Source organism: Streptomyces griseocarneus (genome assembly GCF_014655595.1).
Taxonomy (GTDB): domain Bacteria; phylum Actinomycetota; class Actinomycetes; order Streptomycetales; family Streptomycetaceae; genus Streptomyces; species Streptomyces griseocarneus.
Genome location: NZ_BNBL01000004.1, coordinates 212,062 through 235,744, shown reverse-complemented (window position 1 = coordinate 235,744; position 23,683 = coordinate 212,062). Strand labels below are relative to the sequence as shown.

Below are 23,683 nucleotides of genomic sequence, written 5' to 3'. Positions count from 1 at the left end.
CTTCGCCGTTCCCGGACGCCTGTGGAACGGTTCCCGGGCCGTCCCCAACCGTCCCCGAATCGCCCCTGAACCGCCCCCCGAAACCTCCTCGAACCGCCTCCGAACCGCTCCCGAACCGCTCCCGGGCCGCTCCCGGCCGTCCCCAGGCCGTCCCCCGCGCTCCCCGGTCTGTTCGAATTACGGTCCTGACCTGGCGGTTCTCCACAGATTCGGCCGGAAGGCCCTGTCCACACCCTGGGGACCGGGAAGTTATCCATACGGTGTCCACAGACCAGGCTGTTGATATGCCATCAGGCGAGGTCAGGGGGGTGTGGATTTGTGGTCGACGGGGTTCCACAGCCTGTGGACAGGCGGCTTGTGCACAGCGGCCCCGGACGTTGTCCACCGGCCGCCCACAGGAGGACCGGTGTTATACACAGTCTTTCCACACGCCTGTCCACTGTTCGGCAACGAAACGCCGAAGCTCACCGCACCGAGTGAAAGGCGTCACACCAAGGTGCCGGGTTGGCCTGTGGGCAACGTGGGTAAACCTGGGGACGCACCTGGGGAGAAGTGGGCCCTGCCTGTGCACCGGGTGTGCAGAACTTTCCGCGGTCCACAGAACCCCCCGGTTATCCACCGCCGCCACCCACAGGGCCGGTGGACAAAAAATCCGGCCTGACCTGGGCAAAGGAAGTTTTCCACGGTTTCCACAGGCCCTACTACTACGACCACAGAGATGTAGCGGAGAACTCGTTTCGAAGTGGGTGCTGTGGATGAAGCGGCTGATCGCCGCGCCACGCCCCGGACCTCGACTTGACCGCCAGCCGCATCGACTGTCGGTGGCGTGCGTCAGACTGGTCTCCGGCGACTGAAGCCGACGAAGAAGCCAGCAGGGCGAGCCAGCAACAAGCAGGAGGCGGTTCCGGTGAAGATCCGGGTGGAGCGCGATGTACTCGCGGAGGCAGTGGCCTGGGCGGCCCGCAGCCTCCCGGCCCGTCCGCCGGTGCCGGTCCTCGCGGGGTTGCTGCTGAAGGCCGAGGACGGCTCCCTGAGCCTGTCCGGCTTCGACTACGAGGTCTCCGCCCGCGTCTCCGTCGAGGCCGATGTGGAGGAGGACGGCACCGTCCTCGTCTCCGGCCGCCTGCTCGCCGACATCTGCCGCGCACTTCCCAACAGGCCTGTGGAGATCTCCACCGACGGCGTGCGGGTCACCGTGGTCTGCGGCTCCTCGCGATTCACACTCCACACCCTGCCTGTGGAGGAATACCCCGCCCTGCCCCAGATGCCGACCGCCACGGGCACCGTGCCGGGCGAGGTCTTCGCCTCCGCCGCCGCCCAGGTCGCCATCGCCGCCGGCCGTGACGACACGCTGCCGGTGCTCACGGGTGTGCGGATCGAGATCGAGGGCGACACCGTCACCCTCGCCTCCACCGACCGCTACCGCTTCGCGGTCCGCGAGTTCATGTGGAAGCCGGAGACCCCGGACATCTCCGCCGTCGCCCTGGTGCCCGCCAAGACGCTGCTGGAGACCGCCAAGTCGCTCAGCGGCGGCGACACCGTCTCGATCGCGCTGTCCGGCTCCGGTGCCGGTGAGGGCCTGATCGGCTTCGAGGGCGCCGGCCGGCGTACGACCACCCGCCTGCTCGAGGGCGACCTGCCGAAGTACCGCACGCTCTTCCCGACCGAGTTCAACTCCGTCGCCGTGATCGAGACCGCCCCGTTCGTCGAGGCCGTCAAGCGCGTGGCGCTCGTCGCCGAGCGGAACACCCCGGTCCGTCTGAGCTTCGAGCAGGGCGTGCTGATCCTGGAGGCCGGTTCCAGCGACGACGCACAGGCTGTGGAAAGGGTCGACGCCCAGCTCGAGGGCGACGACATCTCGATCGCGTTCAACCCCGGCTTCCTGCTGGAGGGCCTGTCCGCGATCGACTCGCCGGTCGCCCAGCTGTCCTTCACCACGTCCACCAAGCCGGCCCTGCTCAGCGGCAAGCCCGCCGTCGACGCCGAGGCCGACGAGGCGTACAAGTACCTGATCATGCCGGTGCGCCTGTCGGGCTGACGCCCCGGGACACGGCCTCCTGCGCGGGGCCTCCCCCGTGCGCGACGCGGTGTGCCGACGCGCTTCCCGGGCAGACGCCCAGGGAAGCGCGCGGTCCACAGGACCGCGACCGCCTGTGGACCGGGGCGCCTCACCCGATGAGCGCCCCAGCCCACAGCTGTGCACCGACCCTCGGGCGTAGGCTCGGAGCAAGTACCTCCGGTACGCATCGGACGACTACGGCATGAAGGATCACTGATGGAGCTCGGTCTCGTCGGTCTCGGCAAGATGGGCGGCAACATGCGCGAGCGCATCCGCCGCGCAGGCCACACCGTCATCGGATACGACCGCAACCGCGACCTGGCGGATGTCCACAGCCTCAAGGAGCTTGTGGATTCCCTGCAGGGTCCGCGCGTCGTGTGGGTCATGGTCCCGGCCGGTGCCGCGACCCAGTCCACCATCGACGAGCTCGCCGAGCTGCTGTCGCCCGGCGACATCGTCGTCGACGGCGGGAACTCCCGCTGGACCGACGACGAGAAGCACGCCGAGGAGCTGAAGGCCAAGGGCATCGGCTTCGTCGACTGCGGCGTCTCCGGCGGTGTCTGGGGCCTGGAGAACGGCTACGCCCTGATGTACGGCGGCGACGCCGAGCACGTGGCGAAGGTCCAGCCGATCTTCGACGCGCTCAAGCCGGAGGGTGACTTCGGCTCGGTCCACGCGGGCAAGGTCGGCGCGGGCCACTTCGCCAAGATGGTCCACAACGGCATCGAGTACGCGATGATGCAGGCCTACGCCGAGGGCTGGGAGCTGCTGGAGAAGGTCGACTCCGTCACCGACGTGCGCGAGGTCTTCCGCTCCTGGCAGGAGGGCACGGTCATCCGCTCCTGGCTGCTCGACCTGGCCGTCAACGCCCTGAACGAGGACGAGCACCTGGACGGCCTGCGCGGCTTCGCGGCCGACTCCGGCGAGGGCCGCTGGACGGTCGAGGCCGCCATCGACAACGCCGTGCCGCTCCCCGCGATCACGGCCTCCCTCTTCGCGCGCTTCTCGTCGCGCCAGGAGGACTCCCCGCAGATGAAGATGATCGCGGCGCTGCGCAACCAGTTCGGTGGCCACGCGGTCGAGAGCAAGAAGTAACACCCAGCAGTTGCCGGGGGAGGTCGGCGCGCAACCATGCATGTCTCGCATCTGTCGCTCGCCGACTTCCGCTCGTACGCCCGGGCCGAGGTGGCCCTCGACCCCGGCGTCACGGCCTTCGTGGGCCCCAACGGCCAGGGCAAGACCAACCTCGTCGAGGCGGTCGGCTATCTGGCCACCCTCGGCAGCCACCGGGTCTCCTCCGACGCGCCCCTGGTGCGCATGGGCGCCGACCGCGCGGTCATCCGCGCCGCCGTCGTCCAGGGGGAGCGGCAGCAGCTGATCGAGCTGGAGCTCAACCCGGGCCGGGCCAACCGGGCCCGGATCAATCGTTCCTCCCAGGTCAGGCCGCGCGACGTGCTGGGGATCGTGCGCACCGTGCTGTTCGCCCCGGAGGACCTCGCGCTGGTCAAGGGCGATCCCGGCGAGCGCCGCCGCTTCCTGGACGAGCTGATCACCGCCCGCGCCCCGCGCATGGCGGGCGTGCGCTCGGACTACGAGCGCGTCCTCAAGCAGCGCAACACCCTGCTGAAGTCGGCCGCCATGGCCCGCCGGCACGGCGGCCGCGGCATGGACCTGTCCACCCTCGACATCTGGGACCAGCACCTGGCCCGGTCCGGCGCGGAGCTGCTGGCGCAGCGGCTGGACCTGATCGCGACGCTGCGGCCGCTGGCCGACAAGGCGTACGAGCAGCTGGCGCCCGGCGGCGGTCCGGTCTCCTTCGACTACCGCGGTCCGGCTGGCGTGGAGGGTGCCCGGACGCGCGAGGAGCTGTACGAGGTCCTGCTGGCCGCCCTCGGCGAGGCGCGCAAGCAGGAGATCGAGCGCGGCGTGACGCTCGTCGGTCCGCACCGCGACGAGCTGCTGCTCAAGCTCGGCCAGCTGCCGGCCAAGGGCTACGCCAGCCACGGCGAGTCCTGGTCGTACGCGCTGGCGCTGCGCCTGGCGTCGTACGAGCTGCTGCGCTCGGAGGGCAACGAGCCGGTGCTGGTGCTGGACGACGTCTTCGCCGAGCTGGACGCCCGCCGCCGCGAGCGGCTGGCGGAGATGGTGGCCCCCGGTGAGCAGGTGCTGGTGACGGCGGCTGTGGACGACGATGTACCAAGTGTGCTGACGGGCACGCGGTACGCGGTCGCCGAGGGCAGGGTCGAGCGCGCGTGAACGGACACCGGGCATGAACGGACACGGCGAGAAGCCGGCGGCGCCGCAGGCCAAGGCCCCCGAGCCCTCGGGAGTGGACCTGGCGCGGGTGGCCCTGCGGGCCGCCAAGGAGCAGGCGCGGGCCAAGGGCAACGCGGCGCAGCAGAAGAAGCAGGCGCGGCGCGGGGGCCTGCGCTCCGGCGCGCGCGCCGACGGGCGGGATCCATTGCCCCTGGGCGCGGCCATCAACCGGCTGATCACCGAGCGCGGCTGGGAGACGCCCGCCGCGGTGGGCGGGGTGATGGGCCGCTGGCCGCAGATGGTGGGCCCGGAGGTGGCGCTGCACTGCGAGCCGCAGCGCTACGACGAGGACGCCCGGGTGCTGACGGTGCAGTGCGACTCGACGGCGTGGGCGACGCAGCTGCGGCTGCTGGCGCCCCAGCTGGTGGCCCGGCTGAACGACGACCTGGGCCAGGGGACCGTGAAGATGATCAAGGTGCTGGGGCCCGGCGGCCCCGGGCGCCGGTACGGGCCGCTGCGCGCCCCGGGGAGCACGGGGCCGGGCGACACCTACGGGTGAGCGGACGCCGCGAATCGCCCCCGAACCGACCCCGGATCGGCCGTGGGACGTCGCGGCGGTGAACCGAGTGACGCCCGCCGACGGCTGAGACTCCGCTCACGGTAGCGGGCGGTTGACAGCCCGAAGCGCTGAGTGCCTCCGTGAGCCTCTTGGAGCCCCGGTCCCCATATAGGGAGTCGGCTGATGCCGGTTCAGGGCGGCACATGAGGACCTAGGCACCGCCAAACCCCCATTCATGTCAGTGCCACCGGTACACTGTGTAGTAATCCCGCCGGAATCGCGGGACTCGTCGATACACGCTGAACGACGCAGCCGCTCCTGCCTGCCCCGGACACCCCCGCCGCAGCAGGGAAGGCCTGTGCTGTGCCAGAAAGGGCGCTTCGTGGCCGATTCCGGCAACCCCAACGAGAACACCAACCCCTCCGAGACCCCGGGCACCGTGCCCGGAGGCGAGGCATCGTCGTACGACGCCAGCGCGATCACGGTGCTGGAGGGACTGGACGCGGTCCGCAAGCGGCCCGGTATGTACATCGGCTCCACCGGTGAGCGCGGCCTCCACCACCTTGTGTACGAGGTCGTCGACAACTCCGTCGACGAGGCCCTGGCCGGTCACGCGGACACCATCGATGTGACGATCCTGCCCGACGGCGGTGTGCGCGTCGTGGACAACGGCCGGGGCATCCCGGTCGGCATCGTCCCCTCCGAGGGCAAGCCCGCCGTCGAGGTCGTGCTGACCGTCCTGCACGCGGGCGGCAAGTTCGGCGGCGGTGGCTACGCCGTCTCCGGTGGTCTGCACGGCGTCGGCGTCTCGGTCGTCAACGCCCTGTCGACGCGCGTCGCGGTCGAGGTCAGGACCGACGGCCACCGCTGGACGCAGGACTACAAGCTCGGCGTCCCCACGGCCCCCCTCCAGAAGAACGAGGCGACCGACGAGACGGGCACCTCCGTCACGTTCTGGGCCGACGGCGACATCTTCGAGACCACCGAGTACTCCTTCGAGACGCTCTCGCGGCGCTTCCAGGAGATGGCCTTCCTCAACAAGGGCCTGCGCATCTCGCTGACCGACCTCCGGGCCGACCACGTCGACGAGGAGGGCAAGGCGCTCACGGTCGGGTACCACTACGAGGGCGGCATCGTCGACTTCGTGAAGTACCTCAACTCGCGCAAGGGCGAGCTGATCCACCCGACCGTCATCGACATCGAGGCCGAGGACAAGGAGCGCATGCTCTCCCTCGAGGTCGCGATGCAGTGGAACAGCCAGTACAGCGAAGGTGTCTACAGCTTCGCCAACACCATCCACACCCACGAGGGCGGTACCCACGAGGAGGGCTTCCGCGCCGCGCTGACGGGTCTGATCAACCGTTACGCCCGCGACAAGAAGCTGCTCCGCGAGAAGGACGACAACCTCACGGGCGAGGACATCCGCGAGGGTCTGACCGCGATCATCTCCGTCAAGCTCGGCGAGCCGCAGTTCGAGGGCCAGACGAAGACCAAGCTGGGCAACACCGAGGCCAAGACCTTCGTCCAGAAGGTCGTCCACGAGCACCTCACGGACTGGCTGGACCGCAACCCCAACGAGGCCGCGGACATCATCCGCAAGGGCATCCAGGCCGCCACGGCCCGGGTCGCCGCCCGCAAGGCGCGCGACCTGACCCGCCGCAAGGGCCTGCTGGAGACCGCCTCCCTGCCGGGCAAGCTGAGCGACTGCCAGTCGAACGACCCGACCAAGTGCGAGATCTTCATCGTCGAGGGTGACTCCGCCGGCGGCTCGGCCAAGTCCGGCCGGAACCCGCAGTACCAGGCGATCCTCCCGATCCGAGGCAAGATCCTCAACGTCGAGAAGGCGCGCGTCGACAAGATCCTGCAGAACACCGAGGTCCAGGCGCTGATCTCGGCCTTCGGCACCGGTGTGCACGAGGACTTCGACATCTCGAAGCTCCGCTATCACAAGATCATCCTGATGGCGGACGCCGACGTCGACGGTCAGCACATCAACACCCTGCTGCTCACCTTCCTCTTCCGCTTTATGCGGCCGCTGGTCGAGGCGGGGCACGTCTACCTCTCCCGTCCCCCGCTCTACAAGATCAAGTGGGGTCGCGACGAGATCGAGTACGCGTACTCCGACCGCGAGCGCGACGCGCTGATCCAGCTCGGCCGGGAGAACGGCAAGCGGATCAAGGACGACTCCGTCCAGCGCTTCAAGGGTCTCGGCGAGATGAACGCCGAGGAGCTGCGCGTCACCACGATGGACGTCGACCACCGCGTGCTCGGCCAGGTCACCCTGGACGACGCCGCGCAGGCGGACGACCTGTTCTCGGTGCTCATGGGTGAGGACGTCGAGGCCCGGCGCTCCTTCATCCAGCGCAACGCCAAGGACGTCCGCTTCCTCGACATCTGAGCCTGTCGGCCACGAGAAACAGCCGCAGCGCGAAAGGACTTTGAACACCAATGGCCGACGAGACCCCTGAGACTCCCACCGCTCCCGTGCCCGAGGTGACGCCCGAGGGCGCGCCCGCGCCGCTGGAGGGCGTGGGGATGCGTGTCGAGCCCGTCGGGCTCGAGACGGAGATGCAGCGCTCGTACCTCGACTACGCGATGAGCGTCATCGTCTCGCGTGCCCTCCCCGACGTGCGGGACGGCCTCAAGCCGGTGCACCGCCGCGTGCTCTACGCGATGTACGACGGCGGCTACCGCCCCGAGAAGGGCTTCTACAAGTGCGCCCGCGTCGTCGGTGACGTCATGGGTACGTACCACCCGCACGGCGACGCCTCGATCTACGACGCCCTGGTGCGCCTGGCGCAGCACTGGTCGATGCGCATGCCGCTGGTGGACTCCAACGGCAACTTCGGTTCCCCGGGCAACGACCCGGCCGCCGCCATGCGGTACACCGAGTGCAAGATGATGCCGCTGTCCATGGAGATGCTCCGGGACATCGACGAGGAGACCGTCGACTTCCAGGACAACTACGACGGCCGCAACCAGGAGCCGACGGTCCTGCCGGCCCGCATCCCCAACCTGCTGATCAACGGCTCGGCGGGCATCGCGGTCGGCATGGCCACCAACATCCCTCCGCACAACCTGCGCGAGGTGGCCGAGGGCGCCCAGTGGTTCCTGGCGAACCCCGAGGCGACGTCCGAGGAGCTCCTCGAGGCGCTCATGGAGCGGATCAAGGGCCCCGACTTCCCGACCGGCGCCCTCGTGGTGGGCCGCAAGGGCATCGAGGAGGCCTACCGCACCGGCCGCGGCTCGATCACCATGCGTGCGGTGGTCGAGGTCGAGGAGATCCAGAACCGCCAGTGCCTGGTGGTCACCGAGCTGCCCTACCAGGTCAACCCGGACAACCTCGCGCAGAAGATCGCCGACCTGGTCAAGGACGGCAAGATCGGCGGCATCGCCGACGTCCGTGACGAGACCTCGTCCCGCACGGGCCAGCGCCTGGTGATCGTCCTCAAGCGGGACGCGGTCGCCAAGGTCGTCCTCAACAACCTCTACAAGCACACCGACCTGCAGACGAACTTCGGCGCCAACATGCTGGCGCTGGTGGACGGCGTGCCGCGCACCCTGTCGCTGGACGCCTTCATCCGCAACTGGGTCACCCACCAGGTAGAGGTCATCGTCCGGCGCACCCGCTTCCGGCTGCGCAAGGCCGAGGAGCGCGCCCACATCCTGCGCGGCCTGCTCAAGGCCCTCAACGCCATCGACGAGGTCATCGCGCTCATCCGGCGCAGCGACACCGTCGAGACCGCGCGCGAGGGCCTGATGGGCCTCCTGGAGATCGACGAGATTCAGGCGAACGCGATCCTGGAGATGCAGCTGCGCCGCCTGGCGGCCCTGGAGCACCAGAAGATCACCGCCGAGCACGACGAGCTGCAGGCGAAGATCAGCGAGTACAACGCCATCCTCGCCTCGCCCGAGCGGCAGCGCATGATCATCAGTGAGGAACTGACGGCGATCGTCGAGAAGTTCGGCGACGACCGGCGCTCCAAGCTGATCCCCTTCGACGGTGACATGTCCATCGAGGACCTCATCGCCGAGGAGGACATCGTCGTCACCATCACCAACGGTGGCTACGTCAAGCGCACCAAGACCGAGGACTACCGCTCGCAGAAGCGCGGCGGCAAGGGCGTACGCGGCACGAAGCTCAAGCAGGACGACATCGTCGACCACTTCTTCGTCTCCACCACGCACCACTGGCTGCTGTTCTTCACCAACAAGGGCCGGGTCTACCGCGCCAAGGCGTACGAGCTGCCGGACGCCGGCCGGGACGCGCGCGGCCAGCACGTGGCCAACCTGCTGGCCTTCCAGCCGGACGAGAAGATCGCCCAGATCCTCGCCGTCCGCGACTACGAGGCGGCGCCCTACCTGGTGCTGGCCACCAAGTCGGGCCTGGTGAAGAAGACCTCGCTCAAGGACTACGACTCGCCGCGCTCCGGCGGTGTCATCGCCATCAACCTCCGCGAGACCGACGGCGGCGTGGAGGACGAGCTGATCGGCGCCGAGCTGGTCTCCGCCGAGGACGACCTGCTGCTCATCAGCAAGAAGGCCCAGTCCATCCGCTTCACCGCGACGGACGAGGCGCTGCGTCCCATGGGCCGGGCCACGTCCGGTGTCAAGGGCATGAGCTTCCGCGAGGGGGACGAGCTCCTCTCGATGAATGTGGTCCGTCCCGGTACGTTCGTCTTCACCGCCACCGACGGTGGCTACGCGAAGCGGACGAACGTCGACGAGTACCGCGTCCAGGGCCGCGGCGGCCTCGGCATCAAGGCCGCCAAGATCGTGGAGGACCGCGGATCGCTCGTCGGTGCTCTGGTGGTCGAGGAGACCGACGAGATCCTCGCCATCACGCTGAGCGGCGGCGTGATCCGTACACGGGTCAACGAAGTCAGGGAGACGGGCCGTGACACCATGGGCGTCCAACTGATCAACCTGGGCAAGCGCGATGCCGTCGTGGGCATCGCCCGGAACGCCGAGGCCGGTCGCGAGGCTGAGGGTGTCGAGGACTTGACCGACGCAGCCGACGGCGACGGGTCCGAGGCGGCCGAGGGCATCGCGCCCCCGGTCGAGGACACCGAGGAGTAAGTCGTGAGTCGAGCCACGGGCACCGCCGACGGCGGTGCGGGTACCAAGCGGCGGGACCCTGCCCGGCCCGCCACCGGCAAGACCGGTGCCCGTGGCTCGGATACGGATACGGACAAGCCCGGCAACGCCGGCGCCAATGCCAAGGCCGACGCCGGCGCCAAGGGCGACGGGAAGCCGGCCGGGAAGCCGGACCCCCGGGTGGCCGTGACTGCCGCCGACAAGGCTGCTGACAAGGCCGACGCCAAGGCCACCGACGCCAAGGCCACCGGCGAGAAGGCGGCCGACGGGAACGCGGCCGACGACAAGGTCGCGGCCGGGAAGACCGGCGACGAGAAGGTCGCCGTGAAGAAGGCCGCCGCCGACAAGGCCGGTGACAAGAAGGCCGGCGCCGACGACGCCGGCTCCGTGGACGGCGGGACCGGGCCCGCAGGCAGGGGGAAGACTGTGACGGAGACCCGAGGTCCGCAGCCGTACCACCCGCCGAAGGCCTACGAGCCTCCGGCCGAGCGTTCCGCTTCCACTTCCGGTTCCGCTTCCGAAGCCGGGACCGCCAAGGCCGCCGCCGGCGGCAAGAGCGCCAAGGGCGCCAAGGGTGCGGCGAAGACCGTCCCCGCCGCCCGGCAGGCGCCCGCCGAGGCCGCGGGCCGCAGCGAGGCCCCCGCGCCGCGTCCGGCGGCCCGTACGGCCCCTGCCGACGTCACCGCCCCGCGCACGCGCAAGGCCCGGCTGCGGGTGGCCAAGGCCGACCCGTGGTCGGTGATGAAGGTCAGCTTCCTGCTGTCCGTCGCGCTGGGCGTGTGCACCATCGTGGCCGCGACCGTGCTGTGGCTGGTCATGGACACCATGGGCGTCTTCTCCGCCGTCGGCGGCACGGTCAGTGACGCCACCGCCTCCGGCGAGGGCGGCGGCTTCGACCTGGAGTCGTTCCTGTCGCTGCCGCACGTCCTGCTTTTCACCTCGGTGATCGCGGTGATCGACGTGGTGCTGGCGACGGCCCTGGCGACGCTGGGCGCCTTCGTCTACAACCTCTCGGCGGGCTTCGTGGGCGGCGTCGAGCTCACTCTCGCCGAGGACGAGTAGCACTCGTGCGCACGGGGCCCGGACACGATTTTGGGACTGGGCCCCACGTGCGCTAATCTTTCGGTGTCGCGAGGGGCTATAGCTCAGACGGTTAGAGCGCTTCCCTGATAAGGAAGAGGCCACAGGTTCAAGTCCTGTTAGCCCCACCGCACGATCGGCCCGGACGGAATTCTCCGTCCGGGCCGATCGCTTTTGGGAGTTCGCCGACCGCGGGCGGGCCGGACGCAGGTCACCGATCGGTATCGGCCGGTGTGTATCATCGGCCACCAGAGGTCCCCTTACGTCAAGGAAAGACGAGGTCGCGCGGTGAAGAAGCTGCTCCTGGTCGCACTGGCCGCCATCGGCGGGCTCCTCGTGTACCGGCAGATCCAGGCGGATCGCGCCGAGCAGGACCTGTGGACGGAGGCGACCGACTCCGTGCCCGCAGGTTCGGGTGTGTGAGCCACAACAAGCCTGATGCAGGGCCCTGACCGCTTCGGCGGTCGGGGCCCTGTCTCGTTCCATCCGGCTCGTTCCGGCCGGGCGGTGTGCCTGCCGGAACGATTTTGTTGCGTTCGCAAATAAAATGATTGCGAAAGTGAAGAATGTCCCCTTCGGCCGGCTCAGCCGGCCGTGAGCGCCCACACCCCCACGGCGATGCAGAGCAGCGCGACGATCAGCACCGGTACGGCCACCTTCGCGGGCGGCCCCGAGTGCCCGCGCACGGCCCGTACGGGCATCGCCGGGCCCTCCCGGGCCGGCGGTTGCGGCAAGGCCCGGGGAACGGGCCGTGGGGCGGTGTAGGGGCGCGTGGGCGGGTAGTTCGGGCGCGGCGGTACGTGGGGCGGCGCATGCGGCGGCCCGTACGGCGGTCCGTAGGCGGCTGCCTGGGGGCGCTGCCGGGGTGTCGTCCCGGCTTCCGGTCCGGGTGGGGGCCCCGGGTGCCGCTCCGGGCCGCCCGGGCCGAATCCCGGCGGCAGCGGGCCCAGCTGGTCGAAGACCTCGATCTCTTCCTCATCGGCCGGAGGTTCGCCCAGCAGCTCCACGGCCGCGGCGAGGGCCTTGCGCGCCCCGGCGGCGGTGCGGAAGCGGGCGTACGGATCGGGGTGCAGCAGATTCGCGATCACCTCCCACAGGGGCGCGGGCACCTCCTCGGGGGCATTCGGCACGCCCTGTTCCCGAAAGCGCTCCACCAGCGCTTCGGCGTCCGGTTTCCGGCCCGTGAGCAGATAGAGCGCCACCAGGCCGACGGCGAAGAGGTCCGCGGGGAAGTCGGGCTCCTCGCCCAGCATTTGCTCCGGCGCGAAGTAACCGGGCGTACCCATCACAAAGTTGGTGTCCGTCAGCCGGGGCTCGCCCTTGCGCATGGCGATCCCGAAATCGGAGAGCCGTAAATGCGGCCGGCCCGTTCCGGTCGCTTCCAAAAGGAGATTGGCGGGCTTGATGTCCCGGTGCACCACTCCTTCCGCGTGCACCGCCGTGAGACCGGACAGCAGCTGGTCCAGCAGGACGCACACGAAATGCGGCGGTAACGGCCCATAGTCCCCGATGAGATGGGCGAGCGAGCCACCGCCCACCATCTCCATGGTGAACAGCACCTTGTCGTCGTCCGCCGCCCAGCTCATCGGCGCCAGCACATGGGGATGGTCGATGCGCAGCGCCTGCTCGCGGACGAATCTCAGCAGCGTGTGGGCGTCGCTCTGCTGCAGCACCTTCGCCGCCACATAACGCCGCCGTCGCTGGTCCCAGGCCCGCCAGACGGCTCCCACCCCGCCCCGCCCGATCGGGTCCACCAGCTCGTACCGCCCAGCGAAGAGCTCACCCATGTCCGACGCGTCGCCCCCGCTTCCCCCGGCACCGGTCCCGCCCCGGCACGGTCAGCTCTGATGCGCCTCGTAGTGCGCGACGGCCTCGGCCGTCCGGCCGGCGCCGTACACCCGGAGGAACTCGGCCAGTTCGGGGTGGGAGGCGGAGAGCGTCCCGGCGGCGTCGATGATGTCCCCCGCGCCCGCCACCGACCGCAGCAGCGACTGGATCTCGCGCACCACCCGGCGCACGGTCGGCGCCCCGCTGCTGGCCGTCGTCTGCGTGGAGTTGAGGACCGAGCCCCCCGAGCTCTTCTTGACCTCCTCCATCCGCTCGGCGGCCTCGGCGGCGCTCACGCTGCCGTCGGCGACCTGGCTGGAGAGCTCCTGCAGCGCCTGGACCCGCTGGACGACGGCAGGGTTGCCGATCTTCGCCCGCTGACCACTCATCAGCTGGGAGAGCATGGGCGCCGACAGGCCCAGGACGGACGCGAGGCGGGCCTGGTTGAGGCCGAGGTCGTCGATGAGGCGACGGAAGAGCGCCCCCAGCGGCTCCCCGTACCAGCTGCGCTGCAGCTCCCGTGCGCGGGCGGTGGCTTCCTGCTGTGCTGCGTCCATTCGCTCTCCCCTTCGCTTCGCTGCAGCGAATCTTGCGGTGCATCCTACGGAGAGTGGTGGGTCGCGGCGATACCCGGTCGGGAAACACTCCAGGCACCGGGTAGTCTGGTCCCCGACGGGGCCTTAGCTCAGTTGGTAGAGCGCTGTCTTTGCATGGCAGATGTCAGGGGTTCGACTCCCCTAGGCTCCACAAGAAAAAACCCCCTGACCTGCGTAAATGCGGGTCGGGGGGTTTTGCTGTAGGGGGTTGGCGCGAATGGCGTCGCGGCCGCTGAGACCACTGGGATCCATGTGATCCGTGGGTCAGAATTCGGTGTTCCGCAGCCGGGGGCTCGTCCAGCAGGCCGGTGGCCGGAAGGCGGCGAGCGTCGTCCAGTGGGGCGTGGGCAGCGCCGAGCCCCCTTCCGGGAAGTCGCCGGGCGGCTCGCCCGAGCACAGGGCGAGGCCGATGACCAGCGCGGCGAGCTCGTCGGGGTCGGGGCGGCCGCGCGTCACCCGAACCGTCGTGGGGCCGAGGGCCGCGGTCAGGTCGTCGTTCATGGGCGGAGCCTCACTGCCGTACCGGGTTGCCGGGGGACGCATTCCACCGTGCGCCCGTTCACCGGTGGACGGGAAGCGGGGTACCTCCGGAAGAGTGACGGCCGCGCACGGGCACGGACGACGGCGGGCCCGGAGACCCCGAGGGTCTCCGGGCCCGCCGTCCCGTTCGGGCGCCCGCCCGCGCGCCGGTCAGTGCTGGGGGCCGTTGTCGTCCGGGGACGACGCCTCCGTGTCCGCCCGGTCCTGCTTGGCCTGGACCTCCGGGTCGAGCGTGCCGGCGGCGCTGCCGTCGACGGAGGTCAGCGGGGACCGCTCCCCGGGCTCGGTGGCCTCCGGGGGCTCGACCAGCCAGTCGGGGTTGGCCTGCTTGTCCCACCACTTCCACACGGCGACGGCCCCGCCGGCGAGGATGCCCAGCACCACCAGGCGCTTGGCCACCCGGCCCGCCCGGCCGCGGCGGCCCCGGCGGCGGCTGAGCCTGCGCACGTCGTCCGCCGACACCTCCCCGCGCAGCGCGGCGAGCGCGGCCGTGCCCCGGGAGAGGGCCTCGTCCCGCACCGGCTCGGCGACGGCGCGGGCCCGCACGGCGGCGTGGTCGATCTTGGGCGGCAGGGCGTCCCGAGCATGCTCGAGACGGGGATGGAGATGTGCGTCGTACTGCGAACGGGCCTGGTGCGCTGCCTCGGCGACCTTGGGAGCGAGCCGGGTACGGGCCTCATGCGCGTAGTGCACGGCCGCGTCCTTCGCGGTGCCGGCATAGGGCGCCACCACTTCCGCGGCGTGGCGCACGCTGTCCTTGGCGGTGCTGGTCGCGGCGCGCACGCTGTCCTTGCGGGTCACGAGAACCTCCTCCTCGGTGGCGTATGGTTTGTCGCCTTTCCACCCATTGAAAAATCATGCCTGCCGATGGGCGGTGCGGCATGTGCGAGCGGGCATCCGGGTCAAAGGGGGGCTTCGGTCGACAATGCCATGCTTCGCCGCCGCGCGCGGGGCTTTGATGGTTACTCGCCGCGAAGGCGCCGTGCGAGGATCGTCAGTCGTCAGCGAAGACTATGGAAGGTAGATCGTGGCTGAGCAGCTCTACGCCACCCTGAAGACCAACCGGGGCGACATCGAGATCCGGCTTCTCCCGGACCACGCGCCCAAGACGGTCAAGAACTTCGTCGAGCTCGCCCAGGGCGAGCGCGAGTGGGTGAACCCCGAGACCGGCGCGACCACCACGGACAAGCTGTACGACGGCACGGTCTTCCACCGCGTCATCGAGGGCTTCATGATCCAGGGCGGCGACCCGCTGGGCAACGGCACGGGCGGCCCCGGCTACAAGTTCAAGGACGAGTTCCACCCCGACCTCGCCTTCACCAAGCCCTACCTGCTCGCCATGGCCAACGCCGGACCGGGCACCAACGGCTCGCAGTTCTTCATCACCGTCTCGCCGACCGCGTGGCTGACGGGCAAGCACACCATCTTCGGCGAGGTCACCAACGACGCCTCGAAGAAGGTCGTGGACGCCATCGCGACCACCGACACCAACCCGCGCACCGACCGCCCGGTCAACGACGTCGTCATCGAGTCGGTCGTCGTCGAGAAGCGCTGACCCCAGGGTCGTACGGCCCCACGGGAACCTGCCGCCCCGCCCGTGCGTATGACGGGCGGGGCCGCGCGGTGCAGACAGGGGCACGCCGGCCCAGGGCCGACCGGCCCGCGACAGGGGCAAGGGGAGAGCATGAGCGACCAGGCCGTCTGCTGCTACCGGCACCCGGACCGGGAGACGGGCATTCGCTGCACCCGCTGCGAACGCCCCATCTGCCACGAGTGCATGGTCAGCGCCTCGGTCGGCTTCCAGTGCCCGGAGTGTGTGAGCAGCGGTTCCGGTACGGGTCACGCCCCCCGCGCGAACGCGCCGCGCACGATCGCGGGCGGCGCCCATGTGGACGATCCGCGCCTGGTGACCAAGATCCTGCTGGGGATCAACGTCGCCCTGTGGATCGCCGTGATGGCCACGGACGGCACCCTGCTCGACAGCCTCGAGCTGTTCGGGCGGGCGGCGCTGACGGAGGGCGGCCCGCTGGAGGGCGTCGCCGAGGGGCAGTGGTACCGCCTGCTGACGGCGACCTTCCTGCACCAGACGCCGATGCACATCGCCTTCAACATGCTCTCGCTGTGGTGGCTCGGCCCCCCGCTCGAAATGGCCCTCGGCCGCGCGCGCTACCTGGCGCTCTATCTGCTGTCGGGCCTCGGAGGCAGCGCGCTGACCTACATGGTCGCCGCCGAGAACCAGCCCTCGCTGGGCGCCTCCGGTGCGATCTTCGGACTGCTGGGCGCCACGGCCGTGCTGCTGCGCCGGCTGAACTACGACATGCGCCCGGTCATCATCCTGCTGGTGCTCAACCTGATCTTCACGTTCACCTGGAGCAACATCGCCTGGGAGGCCCACGTCGGCGGCCTGGTGGTGGGCACGGCGGTGGCGTACGGAATGGTGCACGCGCCCCGCGAGAAGCGGGTGCTCGTCCAGCGCCTCACGTGCGCGGCGGCGCTGCTGGCGATCATCGCCGTGGTGGGCGTACGGACGCTGCAGCTGACTCCCTGAGGACCCTCTGAGGACTCTCGCGGACTCCTGAGGAACCCTGGGGACCCCTGAACGGGCCCGTTTCCGGGGCCCGGCGCACCTCACCCACATCGGTGGACGCACAGGTTGTCCACAACGGGCGGGGAATCTTGTGCACGATGTGGGGAACATGTGTTCGTCCCCGCGGTCAGGCCTCTGAGCTGGGTTTCTGTGGGAAGGCGCCGGTGCGGCCATCGATACGCAGCGCGCGCGATCAGTCACACCGGCGTCAACGCCGGGGAAGTTATCCACAGACAGTCTGAGTTTTTCCCCACTGTGGACGAGGGTGTGGATAACTGCCCGGCAAGCTCAGGGCCGAGCTTTACGGGTGCGGCGCCCGGCCGTGGTCCGGGCGCCCTCCGCTCCGTCCGGGACGGGCCCTACTTCCACTGCGTGGAGACGACGAATCCCGCGGCGATGAAGCCGAAGCCGACCACGATGTTCCAGTTGCGCAGGGAGTGGATCGGCATGTCGCCGCTCGTCACGTAGAAGACCACGATCCACGCCAGCCCGATCAGGAACATCGCCAGCATCAGGGGTGCCACCCAGCCGCGCCCGGAGGTCAGCTTGATGTTCTGCTGCTGCTTCGCCGGCGGCGGCGTGAAGTCGTCTTTCTTGCGGATCCGTGACTTCGGCACGAGGGAACTCTCCTGTCGATGCGCTGCGTGACCGCGCTGGGATTAAAGGGCCTGTCCGCCGGGGCCGGAGCGACGGGAACGCCGCCTTCCCCCGGGCGTCCGTTAGCGTAGTGCTTCCGCGGCGTCGGAGAGGATAAGGGTACGTTGAGCAATTCTGCCGACTCCACCGGTGCGCCCGTCCGGCGGTTCCGTCCGGTACGACTGTTGACCGGCGGCGTCTTCGCACTGGCCGGGCTCATCTTCTGGATGAGCTTCAACACCGCGCAGGGCACCAACATCCGTACCGACGACTCGATGCTGCGGCTGTCCGACCTCATCCAGGAGCGCAGTCGCAAGAACGGCGACCTCGAGGACAGCGCCGCCGGCGCCCGGGCCCAGGTCGACGCCCTCGCCCGGCGCGACACCGGCGACACCGCGCAGGACCGCAAGCTCACCGCGCTGGAGACCGCCGCCGGCACCCGCAAGCTCGAGGGCACCGGAATGACCGTCACCCTCACGGACGCCCCGCCCAACGCCACCGCCAGGATCCCCGGCGTACCCCAGCCCCAGCCCAACGACCTGGTCATCCATCAGCAGGACCTCCAGGCCGTCGTCAACGCCCTGTGGAAGGGCGGCGCCAAGGGCATCCAGGTCATGGACCAGCGGCTGATCTCCACCAGCGCCGTCCGCTGCGTCGGCAACACCCTCATCCTCCAGGGCCGCGTCTACTCCCCGCCCTACAAGGTCACCGCCGTCGGCGACCGCGGCGCCCTGCGCAAGGCCCTCGACGAGTCCCCCGCGATCCAGAACTACCTGCAGTACGTCAACGCCTACGGCCTCGGCTGGAAAGTCGACCAGCACGACGCGGTGACTCTGCCCGGATACTCGGGCACAGTGGATCTCCACTACGCCAAGCCCGTGGGGTGACCCGGGAGGGAGCCGGCGATGGGGTTACGGCTCGTCGTCCGCACGCTCAGCGAACTGTGCCTGACCATCGGCACGTTGATCGTCCTTTTCGTGGTGTACGTCCTGTACTGGACATCGGTCCGCGCGGACGGCGCGATGGCGACCGAACTGGACCGCCTCGAGCAGCGGTGGGCGGCCGGGCCGGCCGAGCCCGCCGGGCCGGGGTCCGGGCCCGGCGCCGAACCCGCCCCGGACACCGGTGAGAACGACCCCCCGGCCCCGCCGCCCCGCGCGGGAGAACGGCCGCCGTCCCCGGACGCCGCCGCCCCCCGGCCGCCGGGCAGCGGAACCCGGCACCCGACCGTCCCCGGTTCCCGCACCGCCTACCGCTCGGGCGCGCCCTTCGCCGTGATGCGCATCCCCCGCTTCGGCCCCGGCTGGGTCAAGCCCGTCCTCCAGGGCACCGGCACCGAGCTGCTCAAGAAGGGCCTGGGCCACTACGAACGCACCGCCCGCCTCGGCGAGACGGGCAACTTCGCGGTCGCCGGCCACCGCCGCACCTACGGCGACCCCTTCAAGGACCTCGACGAGCTGCGCCCCGGCGACGCCGTGGTGCTCGGCGACGGGACGACCTGGTTCACGTACCGCGTGGACACCCGCCCGTACCGCACGCGGCCCGGTGACACCGCCGTGCTCGACCCCGTCCCGGCGGCCGCGGGCTACCGGCAGGCCGGCCGCTATCTGACGCTCACCACCTGCGATCCGGAGTGGGGACACAGCCACCGGCTGATCGTCTGGGCCCATCTGGAGGACACCCGCCCGGCCGCCGGGGGCAAGCCCGCGGCTTTGTCCGGCTGACCCCCCTCCCACGGCGTGTCGCCCCTTAGGCTGGTGCCGCACAGTACTGAACCGACCATCGGCGAGTGGGTAGAGCATGTACGTCTGGATCTGGCGTCATCTGCCGGGCAACGCATGGGTGAAGGCGCTGATGTCGCTGCTGCTCGTGCTGGGGACGGTCTACGTCCTCTTCCAGTACGTCTTCCCCTGGGCGGAACCGCTGCTGCCGTTCAACGATGTGACGGTCGACAACGGCATGCCCGCCGGCGGCGCAATGACGGAATGGCGGTACACGCGGTGAGCGCGCGCATCCTCGTCGTGGACAACTACGACAGCTTCGTCTTCAACCTCGTGCAGTACCTCTACCAGCTCGGCGCCGAGTGCGAGGTGCGCCGCAACGACGAGGTCGAGCCCGGGCACGCCCAGGACGGCTTCGACGGCGTCCTGCTGTCCCCCGGTCCCGGGGCGCCCGAACAGGCCGGCGTGTGCATCGACATGGTGCGGCACTGCGCGAACACCGGCGTGCCGGTCTTCGGCGTCTGCCTGGGCATGCAGTCGATGGCCGTCGCCTACGGCGGCGTCGTCGACCGCGCCCCCGAGCTGCTGCACGGCAAGACCTCGCCGGTCACGCACGAGGGCAAGGGCGTCTTCCAGGGCCTCCCCTCGCCCTTCACGGCCACCCGCTACCACTCGCTGGCCGTGGAGAGGGACAGCTGGCCGGACGAGCTGGAGATCACCGCCTGGACCGACACGGGCATCGCGATGGGCCTGCGCCACCGCGACCTGCCGGTCGAGGGCGTGCAGTTCCACCCCGAATCGGTGCTCACCGAATGGGGCCACCGGATGCTCGCGAACTGGCTCGCCGCCTGCGGCGACACGGGGGCGGTGGAACGCTCGGCCGGTCTGGCCCCGGTGGTGGGCAAGGCCGGAGCGTGACCACGCTCCGGCCCGAGCAGGACCCCTGGAGTACGGCGGCGGCCGGGCGGCCGCCGCAGGGCGCCACGCACCACGCGTACGGCACCGGTTCCCTCTCGCAGCCGCTGCCGCCCGAGGACGTCCCGACGATGACGCTGCGCCGCCTCGAGCCCGCGCCGCCGGACGCCACCGGAGGGCGCGCGGAGCGCCGCCGGGTGGCCCGGCGCGCCGCGCGCGCCCGCAAGGACAGCCCCGGCGTGATCGTGAGCCGGTTCGTGGGCGAGCTGTTCATCACCGTCGGCGTCGTGATGCTGCTGTTCGTCGCCTACCAGCTGTGGTGGACCAACGTCATCGCCCAGCGCCAGGCGGGCGGCGCCACCAAGGACCTGCAGCACAGCTGGGACGGCGCCGGCGCCGGAGCCGACCGCGACGCGGGGGAGTTCTCGCCGGGCCAGGGCTTCGCCATCGTCTACATCCCCAAGCTGGACGTGAAGGCCCCGATCGCCCAGGGCATCGGCAAGCAGAAGGTGCTGGACCGCGGCATGGTCGGCCACTACGCGGAACGCCCGCTCAAGACCGCCATGCCCTGGGACCGCACGGGCAACTTCGCGCTCGCCGGCCACCGCAACACCCACGGCGAACCGTTCCGCTACGTCAACCGGCTGAAGCCCGGCGACAAGATCGTCGTCGAGACCAGCAGCGCCTTCTACACATATGAGATGACGAGCCGTCTGGAACAGACGTCCCCCGCGAACGTGCGGGTCATCGAGCCCGTACCCGCCGGTTCGGGATTCACCGGGCCCGGCCGGTACATCACGCTGACCACCTGCACCCCCGAGTTCACCAGTACGTACCGCATGATCGTGTGGGGCAAGATGGTCGACGAGCGGCCCCGGAGCAAGGGAAAGCCGGACGCGCTCGTCGACTGAGACACGCGAGAGACGCACCAGAACAGCGAAGCGGGGTACGAACGTCTGTGGCACGGACAGACCGCGTACGGGGGCGCATCGCCGCCACCGTCAGCGTCATAGGCGAGCTGCTGATCACAGCAGGCGTGATCATGGCCCTCTTCGTCGTCTACTCCCTGTGGTGGACGAACGTCCTGGCCGACCGCGAGGCGAAGAAGCAGGGCAACCAGGTGCGCGACACCTGGGCGAAGTCCCCCTCCGGCCCGGGCGCCCTGGACACCAAGGACGGCATCGGCTTCCTGCACGTGCCCGCCATGCGGAACGGCGAGGTGCTGGTCAAGCCCGGCACCGGCAGCAAGGTGCTCAACGAGGGCGTCGCCGGCTTCTACCGCGAGCCGGTGAAGGCCGCTATGCCCTGGGACAAGCGCGGCAACTTCACCCTGGCCGCACACCGCGACGGGCACGGCGCGAAGTTCCACAACATCGACAAGATCAGGACCGGTGACCCGGTCGTCTTCGAGACGCGCGACGTCTGGTACGTCTACAAGGTCTTCGCCGAGCTCAAGGAGACCTCGCGCTTCAACACGGACGTGATCAACCCCGTCCCGAAGGAGTCCGGCAGGACCGAGCCGGGCCGCTTCCTGACCCTGACGACCTGCACGCCCGTCTACACCTCCGACTACCGCTACATCGTCTGGGCGGAACTGCAGCGCACGGAGAAGGTCGACGCCAAGCGCACACCGCCCAAGGAACTGCGCTAGCGGCGCCCACACGGCACGAAGAAGCCCCGGCGGCCATCGGGATGGCGCCGGGGCTTTCGCGTGTCTCAGTGGCCGATCAGCTGCGTCGGCCGCCGGTGAAGCCGCCGAAGAGGCCGCCGATGTCCTGGTTGCCGCCCGTCTGACCGCCGGTCTGGCCGCCGGTGCCGGGGTTGGGCGGGCCGGCCAGCGTCATGAGGTTGACCGGGGTGTCCTTGGCGACCTGGGCACCGGCGCCCGGGTCGGCGGTGACGACCACGGCGTTGTCGTCCTGCGGGCCGTTGATGCTGCCGACCTTCAGACCCGCGTCCGTCAGCGTCTTCTTGGCGTCCTTCAGCTTCTGTTGGAGCACGCTGGGCACCGTGACCTTCGCGCCGCCCTTGGAGACGTACAGGGTGACCGTGGAGCCTGCCCTGGCCGAGGTGTTGCCGTCGGGGCTCTGGCGGGACACCGAGCCGGCCGGGACGGTCGCGGAGTCCTCTTCCTCCTTGACCACCTTGAAGCCGAGGTCGGAGAGCTGCTTCTTGGCCGCGTCGAAGGTCTGTCCGACCACCGACGGGATGGTCTTGGTCGCGGCGGGCGTGGCGACCGTGAGGGTGATCTCCGTGCCCTTCTCGGCCGTGTCGCCGCCCTTGGGGTCCTGGGCGGTGACCACGCCGGGGGTCCGCTCGGACTCCTCTTCCTTCTTCGTGACGGTGAAGCCCTTGCTCTCGAGCTCCTTGCTAGCGGCGTCGAACTGCTGGCCGGTCACGTCCGGGACGGCGATCTTCTCCTTGCCCGTCGAAACCTTGACCTTCACGTCGCCGCCGCGCTTCACCTTGGCGCCGACGCCCGGGTCCTGCTCGCAGATCTTGCCCTTGGGCTGGTCACAGGGCTTCTTCTCGGTCTCGACGACCTTGAAGTCCCCGTTCTGGCCCAGCTTCTGGGCGTCGGCCATCGACTCGCCGACCAGCTTCGGGACCGAGACCTCGTCGTTGTTGCCGCCGCCGCTGAAGAGCGAGCGGCCGATGAAGATGGCGCCGACGAGCACCAGGATGCCCGCGACGACCAGCAGGATCGTCGAGAGGTTGCTCTTCTTGCCGCCGTTCCCGCCCCGGTGGCCGCCGGAGTGGTCGTCGTAGCCGCCGTAGCCGCCGCCGTCGGCGACCGGCGGCATCATCGACGTCTGGCCCGCCGCGCCCGCGTGGTCCTGGGACCGCAGCATGGTGGTCGGCTGGTCCTGGCCGTAGCCGACGACCCCCATGGAGGCCGTGGCGGCCACGGGCTGGCCCTCGAGGGCCGCCTCGATGTCGGCGCGCATCTCGTCGGCGGACTGGTAGCGGTAGTCCGGGTCCTTGGCCAGCGCCTTGAGGACGATGGCGTCCATCTCCGGCGTGACCTCGGGGTCGTGGATGCTCGGCGGGTTCGGCTCCTCCCGCACGTGCTGGTAGGCCACGGCCACCGGCGAGTCGCCGATGAACGGGGGACGGACCGCCAGCAGCTCGTAGAGCAGGCAGCCGGTGGAGTAGAGGTCGGAACGCGCGTCGACCTGCTCGCCCTTGGCCTGCTCGGGCGAGAGGTACTGGGCGGTGCCGATGACGGCCGCGGTCTGGGTCATCGTCATGCCGGAGTCGCCCATCGCACGGGCGATGCCGAAGTCCATGACCTTCACCTGTCCGGTGCGGGTCAGCATGACGTTGGCGGGCTTGATGTCGCGGTGGACGATGCCGGCCCGGTGGGAGTACTCCAGCGCCTGCAGCACGCCGATGGTCATCTCCAGCGACCGCTCGGGCAGCAGCTTGCGGCCGGAGTGCAGCAGCTCGCGCAGGGTGGACCCGTCGACGTACTCCATGACGATGTACGGGATCGAGACCCCGTCCACGTAGTCCTCGCCGGTGTCGTACACGGCGACGATCGACGGGTGGTTGAGCGAGGCGGCCGACTGGGCCTCACGGCGGAACCGGGCCTGGAAGGACGGATCGCGGGCCAGGTCGACCCGCAGCGTCTTCACGGCGACGGTGCGGCCGAGCCGGGTGTCGTGCGCGAGGTAGACCTCGGCCATGCCACCGCGGCCGAGCACCGAGCCCAGCTCGTACCGGCCGCCGAGGCGACGCGGCTCTTCCATAGCTCCAGCCCTTCCGTGTTCCTGACCTCACCGGCGTGGGTCCGGCGGTGTGCTGTCC

At 70.1% G+C, this 23,683-nt stretch carries 21 protein-coding genes, 2 tRNA genes and 1 pseudogene; 18 read left to right on the top strand and 6 right to left on the bottom strand.

The features are described 5' to 3' along the window. Nucleotides 1-907 precede the first annotated feature (907 nt). From dnaN to IE295_RS33405, 9 genes are all read left to right on the top strand, one after another. Entirely contained in the window at nucleotides 908-2,038 is a 1,131-nt protein-coding gene (gene dnaN / locus IE295_RS12565; RefSeq protein ID WP_190063674.1) for a DNA polymerase III subunit beta, read from the top strand. 237 nt (nucleotides 2,039-2,275) lie between these two features. After that, nucleotides 2,276-3,154, top strand: a complete 879-nt coding sequence (gene gnd, locus IE295_RS12560; protein ID WP_190063673.1) for a phosphogluconate dehydrogenase (NAD(+)-dependent, decarboxylating) — start codon at nucleotides 2,276-2,278, stop codon at nucleotides 3,152-3,154. A 36-nt stretch (nucleotides 3,155-3,190) separates the two neighbouring features. Beyond that, nucleotides 3,191-4,315, top strand: coding sequence for a DNA replication/repair protein RecF (gene recF / locus IE295_RS12555; protein WP_190063672.1), 1,125 nt, complete (start codon nucleotides 3,191-3,193; stop codon nucleotides 4,313-4,315). Between the two features lie 13 nt (nucleotides 4,316-4,328). Further along, nucleotides 4,329-4,874: a DciA family protein gene (locus tag IE295_RS12550; protein ID WP_190063671.1), complete on the top strand. Its 546-nt coding sequence runs from the start codon at nucleotides 4,329-4,331 to the stop codon at nucleotides 4,872-4,874. Nucleotides 4,875-5,232: 358 nt separating this feature from the next. Beyond that, entirely contained in the window at nucleotides 5,233-7,272 is a 2,040-nt protein-coding gene (gene gyrB / locus IE295_RS12545; RefSeq protein ID WP_190063670.1) for a DNA topoisomerase (ATP-hydrolyzing) subunit B, read from the top strand. 50 nt (nucleotides 7,273-7,322) lie between these two features. Then, the gene (gene gyrA, locus IE295_RS12540) at nucleotides 7,323-9,953 is read left to right on the top strand and encodes a DNA gyrase subunit A (RefSeq protein WP_190063669.1); all 2,631 of its coding nucleotides are present in this window, start codon (nucleotides 7,323-7,325) and stop codon (nucleotides 9,951-9,953) included. Nucleotides 9,954-10,358: 405 nt separating this feature from the next. Then, nucleotides 10,359-11,033, top strand: coding sequence for a DUF3566 domain-containing protein (locus tag IE295_RS12535; RefSeq protein ID WP_224323022.1), 675 nt, complete (start codon nucleotides 10,359-10,361; stop codon nucleotides 11,031-11,033). Between the two features lie 72 nt (nucleotides 11,034-11,105). Next, nucleotides 11,106-11,179, top strand: a tRNA-Ile gene (locus tag IE295_RS12530). Nucleotides 11,180-11,339: 160 nt separating this feature from the next. After that, the gene (locus IE295_RS33405) at nucleotides 11,340-11,474 is read left to right on the top strand and encodes a DLW-39 family protein (protein ID WP_003958712.1); all 135 of its coding nucleotides are present in this window, start codon (nucleotides 11,340-11,342) and stop codon (nucleotides 11,472-11,474) included. Between the two features lie 161 nt (nucleotides 11,475-11,635). On the opposite strand, the gene IE295_RS12520 is transcribed toward IE295_RS33405, so the two are convergent. Then, nucleotides 11,636-12,838: a serine/threonine-protein kinase gene (locus IE295_RS12520; protein ID WP_190063668.1), complete on the bottom strand. Its 1,203-nt coding sequence runs from the start codon at nucleotides 12,836-12,838 to the stop codon at nucleotides 11,636-11,638. A gap of 51 nt (nucleotides 12,839-12,889) precedes the next feature. Further along, nucleotides 12,890-13,435, bottom strand: coding sequence for a helix-turn-helix domain-containing protein (locus IE295_RS12515; protein WP_190063667.1), 546 nt, complete (start codon nucleotides 13,433-13,435; stop codon nucleotides 12,890-12,892). Between the two features lie 117 nt (nucleotides 13,436-13,552). On the opposite strand from IE295_RS12515, the gene IE295_RS12510 reads away from it, so the two are divergent. Then, nucleotides 13,553-13,625, top strand: a tRNA-Ala gene (locus IE295_RS12510). Nucleotides 13,626-13,738: 113 nt separating this feature from the next. Here IE295_RS12510 and IE295_RS12505 read toward each other — a convergent pair. Next, the gene (locus tag IE295_RS12505; protein ID WP_190063666.1) at nucleotides 13,739-13,975 is read right to left on the bottom strand and encodes an acyl-CoA carboxylase epsilon subunit; all 237 of its coding nucleotides are present in this window, start codon (nucleotides 13,973-13,975) and stop codon (nucleotides 13,739-13,741) included. A 189-nt stretch (nucleotides 13,976-14,164) separates the two neighbouring features. Then, nucleotides 14,165-14,815: a DUF5324 family protein gene (locus tag IE295_RS12500; RefSeq protein ID WP_190063665.1), complete on the bottom strand. Its 651-nt coding sequence runs from the start codon at nucleotides 14,813-14,815 to the stop codon at nucleotides 14,165-14,167. Nucleotides 14,816-15,041: 226 nt separating this feature from the next. Here IE295_RS12500 and IE295_RS12495 point away from each other — a divergent pair, with 226 nt between their 5' ends. Then, nucleotides 15,042-15,569: a peptidylprolyl isomerase gene (locus IE295_RS12495; RefSeq protein ID WP_190063664.1), complete on the top strand. Its 528-nt coding sequence runs from the start codon at nucleotides 15,042-15,044 to the stop codon at nucleotides 15,567-15,569. Between the two features lie 129 nt (nucleotides 15,570-15,698). After that, nucleotides 15,699-16,562, top strand: a complete 864-nt coding sequence (locus IE295_RS12490; RefSeq protein WP_190063663.1) for a rhomboid family intramembrane serine protease — start codon at nucleotides 15,699-15,701, stop codon at nucleotides 16,560-16,562. A gap of 398 nt (nucleotides 16,563-16,960) precedes the next feature. On the opposite strand, the gene crgA is transcribed toward IE295_RS12490, so the two are convergent. Further along, the gene (gene crgA, locus IE295_RS12485) at nucleotides 16,961-17,218 is read right to left on the bottom strand and encodes a cell division protein CrgA (RefSeq protein WP_190063662.1); all 258 of its coding nucleotides are present in this window, start codon (nucleotides 17,216-17,218) and stop codon (nucleotides 16,961-16,963) included. Nucleotides 17,219-17,362: 144 nt separating this feature from the next. Between crgA and IE295_RS12480 the strand changes: the two genes are divergently transcribed. The 6 genes and pseudogenes from IE295_RS12480 to IE295_RS12455 all read left to right on the top strand — a co-directional run bounded on the left by IE295_RS12480 (nucleotide 17,363) and on the right by IE295_RS12455 (nucleotide 21,524). Beyond that, complete coding sequence (locus IE295_RS12480) at nucleotides 17,363-18,124, top strand: DUF881 domain-containing protein (RefSeq protein WP_190063661.1); 762 nt, start codon at nucleotides 17,363-17,365, stop codon at nucleotides 18,122-18,124. Between the two features lie 18 nt (nucleotides 18,125-18,142). Further along, nucleotides 18,143-18,961, top strand: coding sequence for a class E sortase (locus tag IE295_RS12475; RefSeq protein WP_190063660.1), 819 nt, complete (start codon nucleotides 18,143-18,145; stop codon nucleotides 18,959-18,961). A gap of 76 nt (nucleotides 18,962-19,037) precedes the next feature. Further along, complete coding sequence (locus tag IE295_RS12470) at nucleotides 19,038-19,241, top strand: hypothetical protein (protein WP_190063659.1); 204 nt, start codon at nucleotides 19,038-19,040, stop codon at nucleotides 19,239-19,241. Continuing rightward, nucleotides 19,238-19,876 (top strand): aminodeoxychorismate/anthranilate synthase component II, encoded by a 639-nt coding sequence (locus tag IE295_RS12465; protein WP_086568713.1) that lies wholly within the window; start codon nucleotides 19,238-19,240, stop codon nucleotides 19,874-19,876. Before IE295_RS12470 ends, IE295_RS12465 begins: the two co-directional genes overlap by 4 nt. A 140-nt stretch (nucleotides 19,877-20,016) precedes the next feature. Next, nucleotides 20,017-20,784, top strand: a pseudogene (locus tag IE295_RS12460) (class E sortase); the annotation flags it as partial. 47 nt (nucleotides 20,785-20,831) lie between these two features. After that, nucleotides 20,832-21,524 carry a class E sortase gene (locus IE295_RS12455; RefSeq protein ID WP_190063658.1) on the top strand — a complete coding sequence of 231 codons (693 nt, stop codon included), beginning with the start codon at nucleotides 20,832-20,834 and terminating at the stop codon, nucleotides 21,522-21,524. 76 nt (nucleotides 21,525-21,600) lie between these two features. Here the strand turns inward: IE295_RS12455 and pknB are convergent, their stop codons facing one another. Then, nucleotides 21,601-23,625, bottom strand: a complete 2,025-nt coding sequence (gene pknB, locus IE295_RS12450; protein ID WP_190063657.1) for a Stk1 family PASTA domain-containing Ser/Thr kinase — start codon at nucleotides 23,623-23,625, stop codon at nucleotides 21,601-21,603. Nucleotides 23,626-23,683 lie beyond the last annotated feature (58 nt).